Annotated in this window: 10 protein-coding genes; 5 read left to right on the top strand and 5 right to left on the bottom strand. The window is 39.3% G+C overall.

From position 1 onward, the window contains the following. Positions 1–22: 22 nt before the first annotated feature. From cmk to topA, 3 genes are read right to left on the bottom strand one after another with little or no spacing between them, the layout of a single operon-like run. Complete coding sequence (gene cmk, locus LC454_RS04090; RefSeq protein WP_223579842.1) at positions 23–718, bottom strand: (d)CMP kinase; 696 nt, start codon at positions 716–718, stop codon at positions 23–25. Further along, positions 718–1131, bottom strand: coding sequence for a hypothetical protein (locus tag LC454_RS04085; protein ID WP_120258027.1), 414 nt, complete (start codon positions 1129–1131; stop codon positions 718–720). Before LC454_RS04085 ends, cmk begins: the two co-directional genes overlap by 1 nt. 2 nt (positions 1132–1133) lie before the next feature. Beyond that, complete coding sequence (gene topA / locus LC454_RS04080; protein WP_223579839.1) at positions 1134–3533, bottom strand: type I DNA topoisomerase; 2400 nt, start codon at positions 3531–3533, stop codon at positions 1134–1136. 362 nt (positions 3534–3895) lie between these two features. On the opposite strand from topA, the gene LC454_RS04075 reads away from it, so the two are divergent. After that, the gene (locus tag LC454_RS04075; RefSeq protein ID WP_223579836.1) at positions 3896–4807 is read left to right on the top strand and encodes a glycerophosphodiester phosphodiesterase family protein; all 912 of its coding nucleotides are present in this window, start codon (positions 3896–3898) and stop codon (positions 4805–4807) included. 93 nt (positions 4808–4900) lie between these two features. On the opposite strand, the gene LC454_RS04070 is transcribed toward LC454_RS04075, so the two are convergent. Then, positions 4901–5716 (bottom strand): patatin-like phospholipase family protein, encoded by an 816-nt coding sequence (locus LC454_RS04070; protein WP_223579833.1) that lies wholly within the window; start codon positions 5714–5716, stop codon positions 4901–4903. Positions 5717–5826: 110 nt separating this feature from the next. Here LC454_RS04070 and LC454_RS04065 point away from each other — a divergent pair, with 110 nt between their 5' ends. The 4 genes from LC454_RS04065 (at position 5827) to ppk2 (ending at position 12127) form a co-directional block, all read left to right on the top strand. Further along, positions 5827–6531: a DsbA family oxidoreductase gene (locus LC454_RS04065; RefSeq protein WP_223579830.1), complete on the top strand. Its 705-nt coding sequence runs from the start codon at positions 5827–5829 to the stop codon at positions 6529–6531. 69 nt (positions 6532–6600) lie between these two features. Beyond that, a complete protein-coding gene (smc, locus tag LC454_RS04060; RefSeq protein WP_223579827.1) occupies positions 6601–10143 on the top strand; it encodes a chromosome segregation protein SMC in 3543 nt (1180 codons plus the stop codon). Between the two features lie 171 nt (positions 10144–10314). Continuing rightward, positions 10315–10677, top strand: coding sequence for a hypothetical protein (locus LC454_RS04055; RefSeq protein ID WP_223579824.1), 363 nt, complete (start codon positions 10315–10317; stop codon positions 10675–10677). A gap of 640 nt (positions 10678–11317) precedes the next feature. Further along, positions 11318–12127, top strand: coding sequence for a polyphosphate kinase 2 (ppk2, locus tag LC454_RS04050; protein ID WP_223579821.1), 810 nt, complete (start codon positions 11318–11320; stop codon positions 12125–12127). Positions 12128–12201: 74 nt separating this feature from the next. On the opposite strand, the gene pckA is transcribed toward ppk2, so the two are convergent. Beyond that, a complete protein-coding gene (pckA, locus tag LC454_RS04045; RefSeq protein ID WP_223579818.1) occupies positions 12202–13818 on the bottom strand; it encodes a phosphoenolpyruvate carboxykinase (ATP) in 1617 nt (538 codons plus the stop codon). Positions 13819–13964 lie beyond the last annotated feature (146 nt).

The raw sequence follows: 13964 nt of genomic DNA, 5'->3' as shown, positions 1-13964 counted from the left end.
GGCATTTTTTGTTATATCGCGTTTATGCCTGTATTCTTGAGGCTTTAACTTTCAGATATTCCTCCTCAACAAAATGTAGCTGCTGCTCTGGAGTCAAATTTGAGTTATCCAATACGATAGCATCTTCGGCTTGTCTCAGTGGACTCTCAGCACGGGTGCTATCAATACGATCCCGATTGGCAAGATTTTCAACAACCTCTTCGAGTGTGACATCCTCCCCTTTCTCCGTCAATTCCAAATATCTTCTGGCTGCCCTAACTTTCGGATCTGCGGTCATAAAGATTTTCAGATCGGCATCAGGGAAAACGGTGGTACCAATATCCCGGCCATCCATAATAATATTTCTCCGGCTACCTAATTTTTGCTGTTGTGCCACCATTGCGGTTCGTACTGCTTTAATTGCACTTACATCACTGACTTTATCAGAAATGTACATCTGACGGATTTCTTCCGAAATATCTTCATCATTGAGGTGAATCTCCGTTTTGACTGCATTTGGAATAAAGTCGATATGGATCTCATTTAATGCCTGATCAATCGCTTCCTGATCATCCAAAGCAATGTTATGACGAATAAAATAAAGGGTTACCGCCCTGTACATCGCGCCGCTGTCAATAAAGGCAAATTTCAGTTTTTTAGCTAAAGCCTTGGCAAGTGTACTCTTTCCACAAGAGGAAAAGCCATCTATGGCAATAATAAAATTGTGTCTTCCACTCATTATTCATTTCCTCCTATGATGACACCGGGCTTATTCACTAAAGGGACTTTAGTTAAATTACCATCCACGATGCTTTCTGGTAAAAAGATATATTTTTTATCGTAAATAATATTGTCAATATAAAAGCTCAACCAATACTCGTTGGTCAGACCGAATACCTGCTCATCGATCGCTTCAACCCGATCAAAGGATTTGGGCTCTATATTCCCGATGAAATGCCGTAATGTTGTTGTGGTAACCTGTCTCCCATCCTTTTCACCATACCCTTTTGAACTGATCAGCACATTCTGTATCGCGATATTCTTATCGTTGATAACGTACACTGTCCAGTTCTTAGTCTCCACGGTTTCGCCCTCCAAAACCACGGCAATCATAATATCTTTTACTATATTTTCTGGCAAATCTGCTTTCATCCTTATTTAGACTTTGTCGTTTTCTTAGCTGGAGCCTTCTTTGCTGTTGCTTTTTTAGCAACTGTTTTCTTTTCGACAGTTTTTGCTTTAACGGCTTTACCCTTCGGAGCATCCGCTGCGGCCCACTTCAACACATCTTCGTAGCTGATCTTTTCGATTTCCGTTCCTTTCGGAATTTTCAAATTCTGCTTACCAAAACGGATAAATGGTCCCCAACGGCCTTGTTCAATCTGCGCATCCGGATTTTCATCGAATACACGGATTACTTTTTCAATATCTTTCTGACGTTTTTCCTGAATAATCTGAATGCATTCCTCTTCGGTTACATCCAAAGGATCTACTCCTTTTGGCAAAGAATAGAAAGCCGAGTTATGACGGATATAAGGTCCAAATCTGCCGATAGCAACTGTCATTTCCTTCTCTTCAAATACACCAACTTTTTTGGGCAATTTGAATAACTCCATCGCATCTTCAAAGGTGATTGTTTCAATCATCTGTCCTTTGCGTAGGGATGCAAATCGAGGTTTTTCCTCATCATCAGGAGAACCGATCTGAACCAAAGGTCCAAATTTTCCGATACGTACAGAGACGGGTTTACCTGAAACTGGATCTACGCCTAGCTCACGCTCATTGTTGGCACGATCGGCATTCTCCAATGTATCTTCAACTTCAGAGTGAAAAGGCCCATAGAAATCGTGCAACATTTTTGTCCATTCGGTCAATCCATGTGCAATATCGTCAAACTCTTTCTCCACATTCGCTGTAAAGTGAAAGTCTACAATACCATTGAAATGCTCTACAAGGAAATCATTCACGACAATACCAATATCCGTTGGGAACATTTTCCCTTTTTCTGCTCCTGTTATTTCCGTCTTAGTAACAGCTTTCAATTCAGTATTCTCAAGTGTCAACACACGATAGTCACGTGATCTCCCCTCCCTTTCTTCTTTCACAACATAGCCACGATTTTGGATCGTAGAAATTGTTGGTGCATAAGTAGAAGGTCTTCCGATACCCAGTTCCTCTAATTTCTTCACCAATGCGGCCTCAGTATAACGTGCCGGAGGTCTTGTAAAACGTTCCGTCGCAGACATACTTCTCAAGGTCAGTTGTAAACCAACTGTCAATGGTGGAAGGATTGCATTATCGCTATCCTCATCAAGGGTTGTCTCCTGATCATCATCTACAGATTCCATATAGACTTTAAGAAAACCATCAAATTTCATCACCTCACCAGAAGCGTTTAGATCTTCTGAACGTGTGGAAATCGAAATTTTCGCTAGTGTCCGCTCAAATTCAGCTTCACTCATCTGGGAAGCAATTGCTCTCTTCCAGATCAGTTCATACAATCGCTTTTCAGCAGAATCGCCTTCAATGGTATGTTCAGAAAAATAAGTAGGACGTATAGCCTCGTGCGCTTCCTGTGCGCCCGAAGTTTTTGTTTTATATCTTCTTACTTTATGGTATTGGTTACCATATGCCGATTTAATTTCTTTTTCAGCTGCGTCTATTGCAGTATCACTCAAATTGACAGAGTCGGTACGCATATAGGTGATACGTCCGGACTCATACAAACGTTGGGCAACTTGCATAGTACGTGCCACAGAGAATCCAAGTTTTCTACTCGCCTCCTGTTGTAAGGTAGAAGTTGTAAATGGAGCTGCTGGTGAACGTTTCGATGGTTTTGTCTCCAGATTTTTAACGGAGAACAAAGCCGCCTTACAGTCTTCCAAAAATTGAGTAGCCTCTGCTTCTGTTGCAAACCGTTGTGGAAGCTCAGCTTTAAAACTATCTTTAACCTTACCTGTATGAAAGAAAGCAACGATCTTAAATGCCGCCTCAGGTTCAAATTTGTTAATCTCACGCTCCCTGTCGACGATCAACCTCACGGCAACAGATTGTACACGTCCCGCAGATAAAGATGGTTTCACCTTTTTCCATAAAACGGGTGACAACTCAAAGCCCACCAATCGATCTAATACACGTCTCGCCTGTTGTGCGTTAACGAGATTATAATCTATTTTACGGGGATTGTCGATGGCTTTTAGTATTGCTGGTTTCGTGATCTCATGAAACACAATACGTTTAGTACTTTCATCTTTCAGTCCCAATGTCTCAAATAAATGCCAAGAGATAGCCTCCCCCTCACGGTCCTCATCGGATGCGAGCCATACAGTTTCTGCTGCCTTAGCTAATTTTTTCAGCTCGCTTACGACTGCCTTTTTATCAGAGGGAACTTCGTACTTCTGTTCGAAATTATTCTCTGTATTAATTGCATCATCGGTTTTCACCAGATCACGGATATGCCCATAACTTGACTTTACCAAAAAATCACTACCTAAATATCCTTCTATCGTTTTTGCTTTCGCTGGAGACTCAACTATCAATAAATTTTTCGCCATCTAATTTGAGATTTGTGCAAATAAAGGGAATTCTAAAAGGAATGACAATAATTTCTTGCAAAAAAGACAAAAAAAATAGATTTCGCCTTAATATATAAGTGTATTGTCCTATTTTCAATCCCGCTGTAATCGTTCTGAAAAGGCTTCCTTCTTGTAAAGATGGATATTTAACAGACCTTTAAAACTTCGTTTTTCTTCACTTCAATAATTTCTATAGTTCACTTCGGTTTGTTCTGCTTCGAAAACACATTCGAAAAAAGAGAAAATACAGCATCCGAAACCTTCAAAGTAAAATAGGTTATGTATATTCGCCTATTCAAAATGGGGTAATTTACCCCTAAATTTGTTTAAATATAATAATAATGAAAAGAAGTCTTTTTAGAATAGCCTTTTTTGGTCTGCTATTACCATTTGCATCTTGTTCAGTTATGAAAGATTCCGCAAAAACAACCAACAGCTTCCCTAAACTCAGTTTAGAAGCACATCGTGGCGGACGTGGCCTGTACCCCGAAGAATCCATTGCAGCAATGAAAAATGCAATTGACATGCCCCAAGTAACAACACTGGAAATGGATTGCCACATTACAAAAGATCGGAAAGTCGTTGTTTTTCATGACGATTATCTCAATCCCAAATTTGTGTTAAAACCAGATGGCACTGAGATTCCCGAAAAAGATAAATCTTTGAAAATATATGCAATGAACTATAAAGAGCTGATCAAGTACGATATTGGTTCCAAATTTTATAAGGAGTTTCCCGAACAGAAAAAACAAGTTACACGTATTGCAAAACTCGCCGACCTCATCGATAGTACAGAAGCCTATGCCCTCCAAAAGAGATCAGCGCCTATGTTTTATAATATTGAGGTGAAAAGTAAAGAGGATAAAGACGGCATCTATCATCCTAGAGTGGAAGAATTCGTTGATTTAATGGTACAGGTTATCACAGAGAAAAAAATTGCAGCACGCACCGTCATTCAATCCTTTGATATCCGGGCAGTCAAGTATCTAAACAAAGCCTACCCACAATTAAAAACATCTTACCTTATTGATGCCAACTATACAAAAAATACACAGGAGACAATCGCAGCATTAGGTTTTACACCTTTCATCATTAGCCCACACTATAAGCTGGTGACCAGCGAATTTGTCAAACAATACCATAAAGCGAATGTTAAGGTAATTCCATGGACGGTAAATAGTAAAACAGAGATTGAGCAATTGAAGGCGCTGAAAGTAGATGGAATTATCAGTGACTATCCCAATCTGTTTTAATCCTTGATTTCTGGACAACGAGCAAAGATCACCCTGTGCAATTCCCGATGATCTAAATCTGAAAGACCAAAATAAAGTAGCTTGCGCTGTCCACTACTCTATTTTGGTCTTACTTTTAATGGCTTTATCAATATACTCCCTACCTTTTTGAACTAAAAACTCTGCACGGTGGTAGTCCCACAAATTACAGATATTGTAAGGAATGTTGACAACAACATCCGGTCGGTAGAGATCAATAATCATACGGCTCATTTTTCTACGCATCACATAATAGGAAGCTTGTAGAATATCCAGAGAATTTGAGTTTTTTGTATCCAATTTTTTGATAACAGAATACTGTTTATCCGGTTTTGATTCCAGATTGACCGCTATAATTAAATTTTCTTTCCGTGTAACATGGTTGATGGGTAATGGATTGAGTACACCACCATCTACATAGACATGAGTATCCTCTTCTATTGCTGTAAAAACAGCTGGTATCGCGATGGAAGCCCGAATTGCATCATACATACTTCCAAAATCGAGTACGACTTCTTCTTCATAATTCAGATCGGTTGCAACTGCCTTGAATAAAATAGGAAACGTTTCGATATTAGCATCGGGAATAACCGATTTCAAGGCATTGAAGACTTTAATCCCTTTCATCATTCCCAAACCCTTCCAGCTGAAATCCATCATATTGAAAACTGATTTCTTTGTTAGATTATGCATCCAGTCTTCCAGTACATCCATCTTTCCCTGCGCATAAATTCCGCCGACTAATGCGCCAATGGAACAACCCACAATTTCATCGATCTCAAAGCCCATTTCCTCTAGTTTGCGGATAATACCGATATGTACCAATCCTCTCGCTCCCCCACCTCCGAGGACGAGTGTTACTTTACGATTCAAAAAATCTTTCTCTGACATATACTTAGACCTGCAATATAATGATGTTGACATTGACCCAACAATGTAATCCGATAATCACCGTTATTATATGTATTTTTGATTACAATATACGGAGTAAAATAAGAAATATGAAAATAGAAATTTGGTCGGACATCATTTGTCCATTTTGTTATATTGGTTTGACAAAGATTGAGTCTGCCCTACAGGAAGTTGAGCAGGAAGTACAAGCAGAGATTACCTGGAAATCCTATCAGCTCAATCCAGAATTTCCCGAAGACTTTCCGGGAATGCCAACGTACGATTACCTTGTCCGTACAAAAGGGATGAGCATGGATGATGTCGTGGCAATGACGGCACAACTCAGTGCGCAAGGTAAGGAACTTGGTATCGCATTAAACTTTGATAAAGCAATTATCGTAAATACGAAAAAAGCACATCGTGTCCTTCATTTTGCGCAGGCCCATCAAAAAGGAACTGCTTTGAAAAAATCATTATTCAAAGCTCATTTTACAGATGGTTTAGATGTCAACGATAATGCAACCCTAGTTGAACTGGCCAAACAAGTCGGCCTCTCCGCTCAAGCGGCACAGGAACTTTTGGAGTCTGATAACTATGCTTATGATGTCAGTCAGGATATTCAGGAAGGTGTCAACCTTGGTCTTCGTGGTGTACCATTCTTTGTCTTTGACCGGAAATATGCGATTCCCGGTGCACAACCCATGGAAGTTTTTCACAATACGATCAAAGAGTGTTTGGCAAGCCAATCCGCCCCATTACAACAAAGAGGTGAAGAAGGGCCTTCTTGCGATCCTGAAACAGGAAAATGTGAGTAAAGAAAGAAAAAAGTTTTATTTTAATTTACTATTTTCGCAAGCTTATAACGACAAACAAATTTGGTATAAATGCAGTTAACCAAACTAGAAATAAAGGGATTTAAGAGTTTCGGAGACAAGATCACGATCAACTTCAATGACGGTGTTACCGCGATTGTTGGGCCAAATGGATGTGGGAAATCCAATGTGGTGGACGCAATACGCTGGGTGCTTGGTGAACAAAGTACAAAGATGCTGCGTTCGGATAAAATGGAAAACATTATTTTTAACGGAACAAAGAACAGAAAACCAGCTAATCTTGCGGAAGTTTCCTTGACCTTCAATAATAACAATAATATCCTCCCAACAGAATTCTCTACTGTTACAGTGACCCGTAAACTATTCCGAAATGGGGATAGTGAGTATCGTTTGAATGATGTAAAATGTCGTTTAAAAGATATCACGGATCTATTTTTGGATACCGGGGTCGGTGCCGATAGTTATTCCATCATCGAGTTGAAAATGATCGATGAAATCATCAATAACAAAGACAATTCGCGTAGAAATCTTTTTGAGGAAGCATCCGGTATTTCAAAATACAAGGTGCGCAAAAAACAGACCCTAACAAAATTAAAAGATACCGAAGCTGACCTCAGTCGGGTGGACGATTTACTCTATGAGATCACAAAAAATCTTAAATCGCTAGAAAATCAAGCAAAAAAAGCGGAGAAATACACCCTACTCAAGCAGGAATATCGTCAAAGTAGCATTGATCTTGCTTATTATAGAATTGCTGATTTCTCGACTGAACTTGATCGACTTCAAACGCAGGAGTCTAAAGTTCAAAAGGATTCCGCAAATTCCCAGCAATTGATTCTCAATGCGGAGACTGAACTTCAATCACTGCGTCAGGTAAATTTGGAGCAGGAGAAGAACCTTTCTATACAACAAAAGGCTACACAGGAATTTGTCAACAAAATCCGTGGCTATGAGTCGGAAAAGAAGATCAAAAATGAGAAAGTAAAAAATCTTCAGGATAAAGAAAATCGATTAAACCTTGATGTCAATAGCGACAAACAACAACTTAATCACGTTCTTTATACCATTAAAAGACTGAATGAGGAGCTATTTGATGAACAGAATAAACTTGATTCACTCAAAGACAACCTGGAATCCAATAAATCTGAAGTGGATGCTCTGAGGGGTCAACAACAATCTGCTAAGGGGAAATTGGATATCTTCAACAAAAGCAATGCGGAACTTCAGGCTAAGATTTATAAACTCGAGAAGGATCTCGCTGTTTTTAATATCCAAAAGGAAGCCCTTCTTCAGGAAGCTGTCCGCAATAGTGTGGATACCGAATCGAAAGAAGCGGAATTACTACAATTTAACAGTGCTGTAGCGGAATTGGAAGGTCGTGTCGAAGCGCAGCAGTTGCAGTATGATTCGGCCAATCAACTGGAGGAAGAACTGCAAACGCAGATCCTTCAATGTCAGACAAATTTGGAGCAATTTAAAGCACAACTTGCGAAAGACCTTAGATTGGTCGATGCCAAACAGAATGAATATAATCTGACAAAATCCCTTATTGACAATTTAGAGGGTTTCCCAGATTCCATTCGATTCTTGAAGAAAAATGCAGGTTGGAAAAAACAGCCACCTCTCTTCTCCGATGTGTTATTTTGCCAGGAAGACTATCGTGTTGCGATCGAAAACTATTTGGAACCGATCATGAACCATTATGTTGTCGAGACGCAACAAGATGCCGTTCAGGCCATCCAGTTATTGAGCGACGCCGCAAAAGGCCGTGCCAATTTCTTTGTTCTGAATGCCATAGATACAGCCGTTAAACAGCCCCTTCCTCCACATGACAATCTCATGTCCGCATTAGATGTCATCACTGTGGATGAAAAATATAAAGCGCTTTGTACCCTACTCCTTCAGCATGTATATATTTTAAAGCAGGAAGGCGAAAAGGAAATGGAGCAGAAGCTTCCCGAAGCAGGACAGGTTATTCTCCAGAAGAATGGCCGTTACGCCAAACATCATCTAGGTATTTCAGGCGGATCGGTCGGGTTATTCGAAGGGAAACGTATCGGTAGAGCGAAAAACCTAGAGGTTCTCTCACAGGAAATTAAAGAGCTTAATCTGGAGATTGCAAAACTTGAAGACAAAATAACGGCTGAAACAGCACGTGTGGAGACTTTGCGTAGCAACTCACAAAAAGAACTTATTGATGAACTACGTTTTCAACTGAACAGACTCAACAATGAGTTGATAACGGTGAAAACCAAACAGGAGCAATATCAAGCTTTCATCAACAATTCGCAAATACGGAAAAAAGATATCCAGGAAAAAATTGCGACTATCGAGTCGGATCTTACAGTTGCCGAACCTCAACTTCAGGAATTACGTATAGAAAAAGATCAAAGTGTAACTGAACTCTCGGAATTGCAGGATCAATTCCATGAAATTTCAGAGATATTAAACGAAAAATCCATCGCCTATAACCAGGAAAATATCAGTTATCATCAACAACTGAATAAAGTAGCTAATATTAGCAAGGATCTCGAATTCAGAGAGACTCAAAAAGATGATCATGAAATCCGTATCGAGCGAAATAGTATTGAACTCGTTAAAGTACAGGAAGCATTGCGAACTACGATTCCATTTGAGGACGAAGAAGATGCAGATCTTATTGCTATGTATGAGCAGAAGATTTCATTGGAAGACGGCCTAAAAGAGCTAGAGGAAAAGTATTATGCGGACAAGCAACAGATCAATAATCTGGAAGATTCACTGACTCAGCAACGCCGCTCGAAAGAACAGAGTGACTTTCTTGTCGGTGAGATTAAGGATAAGAAAACAGCTTTACAAATTGATCTCAATGCACTTAAGGAACGTCTGTCGGTCGAATTTAATATCGAATTGAAAGATCTGATCGAACGTGAGGATGTACCGGAAATAGCCGAAGATCAATCCAGTTTAGCGACAAAATGCAGCAAACTCAAAAAGCAGCTCGATGAGTTTGGGACGATCAATTTAATGGCCAAAGAGGCCTTTGATGAGATGAATGAGCGTTATGACTTTATCAATAAGGAAAAAGCAGATCTGATTGAAGCAAAAGGCTCATTATTGGCAACAATCAAAGAAATAGATGATACGGCTAAGGTGCAGTTTATGTTTACCTTCAATGCTGTACGGGACAATTTCGTTAAGGTATTCCGTTCGTTATTCAATGAAGAAGACAGCTGTGATCTCGTTTTGACTGACCCAAGCAATCCATTGGATTCGGATATTGATATCATAGCTCAGCCAAAGGGAAAACGCCCGTTGTCAATCAACCAGCTTTCGGGTGGTGAGAAGACTTTGACTTCTACGGCATTGTTATTTTCCTTGTACCTCTCGAAGCCGGCACCTTTCTGTATTTTTGATGAGGTGGATGCTCCGCTGGATGATACCAATATTGATAAATTCAACAATATCATTCGTGATTTTTCCAAAAATTCACAGTTTATTGTTGTATCCCACAATAAGAAAACAATCGCAAGTACAGATATTATCTATGGCGTGACCATGGTCGAACAAGGTGTATCGCGTGTAGTTGCAGTAGATTTAAGGGAAGTAGCTTAGCGTTATTTTATTTAAAAGAATAGGAAAGCCCTACAAGCAAATTGTAGGGCTTTCCTTATACCTAATCATATTCCCGCCTTTAAATTAGACTTTTCGAGTAACCTGAATAATTAAATATTAGGATAAATGAACTTTATTTTTTAATTTCTAGCAATTATCAACGATTAAATTATGAAATTATTAGCTGCACTATTGACCTGCGCAATCTTACAGTCCTGCCAGGTAAACAAACTAGGCAAAAAAGATAAACACACATTGTATATCAATACAGTGGTCCCAGCACATAAATTCTTAAAGATTTCAACAGAGGACGCGAGCACATTTTCTATCGATGCCGTCAATAAATCGAGCAATACGATAGCGTTAGCGACTGATACCAGTGAAATCATCATGAAAAAAGGCAAAGAATATTCCCTGAACATCGGTCAGAAAGGAAGCGTGTCCATCAAAAATCCATCCGGGCAGGAAGTTGGCGTAAAGCTGAAAGTCTATAATCACTCTTCGAAAATTATCCAACATATGGATAACCTATAAACGGATAATCTATAATAGGCCCGACTTTATATTTTTAATTATAGGGGGGCATTTATCCTTCACTAAAAAACCATTCTGATTAATCAAAAAGTAAAAAGCCCAGAGTGGGGAACTCTGAGCTTTCGTTAGCCATATATTAACCTATTTTATGAAAAGTATTTGAAATTAAAACGACACATATTTCAATTAATTATATGATTACCATTCCTTTAACATTTTTTAACATTTATACAATATACGATCCTACCCTATCGTATATTCATGTATAATTACGAGTCAAGGCTGTTCACCAAAGAGCTAATCGAATACCTGAAAACGGTTCAACAGTATATGATCTTACCTTATGGAATGTTCCTAGCCAGATCAAAGTCTTTCACTGGAGAGCTAATTGGGTACCCGAAAAACTTTGCTGCATAAAAAAAGCCCGAAGTTGAGAACTCCGGGCTAACCTAACCAATTATTAACCTAAATTTATGAAAAGTCCAATTCTTAATCAAAGCATCCTTTTACATTGCTTTTCCTTATAACGTTGGCTTCTGGATCAATATTACATGTGCAGGTCTGATTTATTTTAGTTTTGACATTTTTTAACAATTCAATAAGTAACTTTAGGTGAACGAACTTGAAAAAAACAATTAATATGGCAGAATACGATTTAAAAGAGCTTGAAAAAATCCGTCAAAACAAAGATGTTCTTGACTATTTAGAGCAACATGGGATTTTGGAAATCAAAAAATTTAACGATGTCTATGACTATGAAAAAGAGCTCTATGAGCTACAGATTACCTTGCTCAAATTACAATATGATATCATTGAAAAGGGGAAACGTGTTGTCATTATATTCGAGGGAAGAGATGCCGCTGGAAAGGGAGGTACAATTGGTCGGGTGACCGAGCATTTAAATCCCAAAAAGGTACGTGTTGTGGCATTACCGAAGCCAACTGTTGAGGAGAATGGTCAGTGGTACTTTCAACGGTATATCAAGCATCTACCCAATGCCGGTGAAATGGTGATTTTCGACCGTAGTTATTATAACCGTGCTGTGGTAGAGCCTGTATTTGATTTTTGTACAAAGGAGCAGCATGAATTATTCATGCAACAGGTACCGGAATTTGAAAAGCAATTGATTGATGATGGCATTATCCTAATTAAGCTGTTTCTGAGCATCAGTAAAGAAGAGCAGGCGGAGCGCTTAAAGGAGCGGCAAGAAGATATTCTAAAGCACTGGAAGATTGGGGTTTTGGATCAGCAGGCACAAGAAAAATGGGATGTTTATACGGGTTATATTGAAAAACTCTTTAAAACGACTGCCACCAAAAAGTCGCCTTGGTTTGAAATCGACAAAGACAATAAAAAGAAAGCCCGCTTAGCTGCTTTTCGGATAATTATCAATGCAATTGCCGGAAATGAACAGGAGCAATTGGATTCTTTTGTGAACAAGCACAATTAAAATGCATCTATAAAAAAGCCTTCAGAAAGACAATGTCTTTTTGAAGGCTTTGTTCGCTAATTAATGCGATACTTTTAAACGAGTATCGTCGTAGCGATCCGAGGGCCAGCCATCTGTACCGACGCTGGCATTGAATGATCAAATTTTTCAAAATTTTCAATAAACAATTTTGCCAATCGTTTGGCTTGCATGTCGTAGGCTTCGTTATTGTTCCATAATCCCCTAGCGTCTAGAATCTGTTCGGGAACATATTCGCCACAGCTGGTCGGATAATCCAATCCAAAAATCTCATGCTTATTAAATTGAGCCTCCAATAGTGAACCATCCATTGCAGCACGAATTAGGGCCCGTGTATAGTTCAGTTTAATACGACGTCCGATACCATAAGGGCCGGCAATCCAGCCTGTATTAACCAACCATACTTTGATCTTGGGATTTTGCTCCAGTTTGGCCCGTAGTAACGCAGCATACTTCGCTGGGTGTAAAGGTAAGAATGCTTGACCAAAACATGTTGAGAAGGCTGCAGTAGGTTCCTTTACTCCCACTTCGGTACCGGCTACTTTTGCCGTATAACCACTCACAAAATGATAAACAGCCTGATCTACTGTTAGCAATGAAATCGGGGGCAATACACCAAAGGCATCTGCAGTCAGAAAGAAAATATTTTCAGGGGCATTACCTATTCCTGTCATCTCAGCGTTTTCCATGAAATCGATCGGATAGGAAACCCGTGTATTTTCCGTTTTACTGATATCGTCATAGTCTGGTCGATCAAACTCATCCAGGACAACATTCTCAAGCAAGGAACCAAAACGGATAGCATGATAAATTTCGGGCTCTTTTTCCTCTGTAAGTCCAACGCATTTTGCATAACAACCACCTTCAAAGTTGAAAATCCCCTTCTCGCTCCAACCATGTTCGTCATCACCGATCAATTTTCTATTTTTATCCGCCGATAATGTGGTCTTACCCGTTCCGGAAAGTCCGAAGAATAAGGCTGTTTTACCATCTTTGGAGGTATTCGCCGAGCAGTGCATAGATAATACATTATGTTCATGCGGTAAAATAAAATTCAAGATGGAAAAGATACTTTTCTTGATTTCACCTGTATATCCCGTTCCCGCAATCAACACCATTTTTTTTGTAAAGTCAATAGCTACAAAATTTTCGTTGCGAATACCGTAGTGTTGCGGGTCCTCGATAAGCAATGTCGGTGCAGCTAGTATTGACCATTGCGGTTGACTATCAATATCACCCGCAGATCTCAAAAACAAGTTGTTGGCAAAAATACTCTGATAAGCTGTTTCCGTGATAACACGAATGGATAATTGATATGCTGGGTCCGCCCCTGCCGCACAATCCCGAACGTAAATTGTTCTGTTACTCAAATGTGCAGCAACCTTTGAAAATAATGCATCAAAATTGGCCGAGGTCATCGGCTGATTGATTTCACCCCACCATACTGCATCCTTAGTCAAGGAATCCTCAACCAAAAAGCGGTCTTTGGGGGATCTTCCAGTAAATTTTCCTGTATCAGCGGCTAATGCTCCAGTGTCAGACAGTCTTCCTTCTTGATTCGCCAAAGCATGTTCGACCAACTCTGAAACAGGTAATTGATAAAATACATTTCCTGTATAATCAATTTTCAAATATTTCAAATCAGGCGCGTTTCCAATGTTACCCTTTTTCATATTTTTTGTTTGTTTTAAAATGTGCCCAAAGTTAAAGGCAAATTTCGCTAAAAACAAAACTTAATTATCTAAAAATCAGGCTTATTGTATAAAAAACACAAAACCAATAAGCTAACTATCAGTTACTTATAAAGGTAAAATAAATT

This window comes from Sphingobacterium sp. GVS05A (assembly GCF_019969845.1).
Lineage (GTDB): Bacteria > Bacteroidota > Bacteroidia > Sphingobacteriales > Sphingobacteriaceae > Sphingobacterium.
Note: the sequence above shows the minus strand (reverse complement) of the source record. Positions and strands in the feature narration are given on the sequence as shown.

Bases quoted from the DNA above. Each gene is read 5' to 3' on its own strand.
- LC454_RS04070 (WP_223579833.1), bottom strand. From the start codon at position 5,716: ATGTCAGAGAAAGATTTTTTGAATCGTAAAGTAACACTCGTCCTCGGA.
- smc (WP_223579827.1), top strand. From the start codon at position 6,601: ATGCAGTTAACCAAACTAGAAATAAAGGGATTTAAGAGTTTCGGAGAC.
- LC454_RS04055 (WP_223579824.1), top strand. From the start codon at position 10,315: ATGAAATTATTAGCTGCACTATTGACCTGCGCAATCTTACAGTCCTGC.
- LC454_RS04075 (WP_223579836.1), top strand. From the start codon at position 3,896: ATGAAAAGAAGTCTTTTTAGAATAGCCTTTTTTGGTCTGCTATTACCA.
- LC454_RS04085 (WP_120258027.1), bottom strand. From the start codon at position 1,131: ATGAAAGCAGATTTGCCAGAAAATATAGTAAAAGATATTATGATTGCC.
- cmk (WP_223579842.1), bottom strand. From the start codon at position 718: ATGAGTGGAAGACACAATTTTATTATTGCCATAGATGGCTTTTCCTCT.
- topA (WP_223579839.1), bottom strand. From the start codon at position 3,533: ATGGCGAAAAATTTATTGATAGTTGAGTCTCCAGCGAAAGCAAAAACG.
- ppk2 (WP_223579821.1), top strand. From the start codon at position 11,318: ATGGCAGAATACGATTTAAAAGAGCTTGAAAAAATCCGTCAAAACAAA.
- LC454_RS04065 (WP_223579830.1), top strand. From the start codon at position 5,827: ATGAAAATAGAAATTTGGTCGGACATCATTTGTCCATTTTGTTATATT.
- pckA (WP_223579818.1), bottom strand. From the start codon at position 13,818: ATGAAAAAGGGTAACATTGGAAACGCGCCTGATTTGAAATATTTGAAA.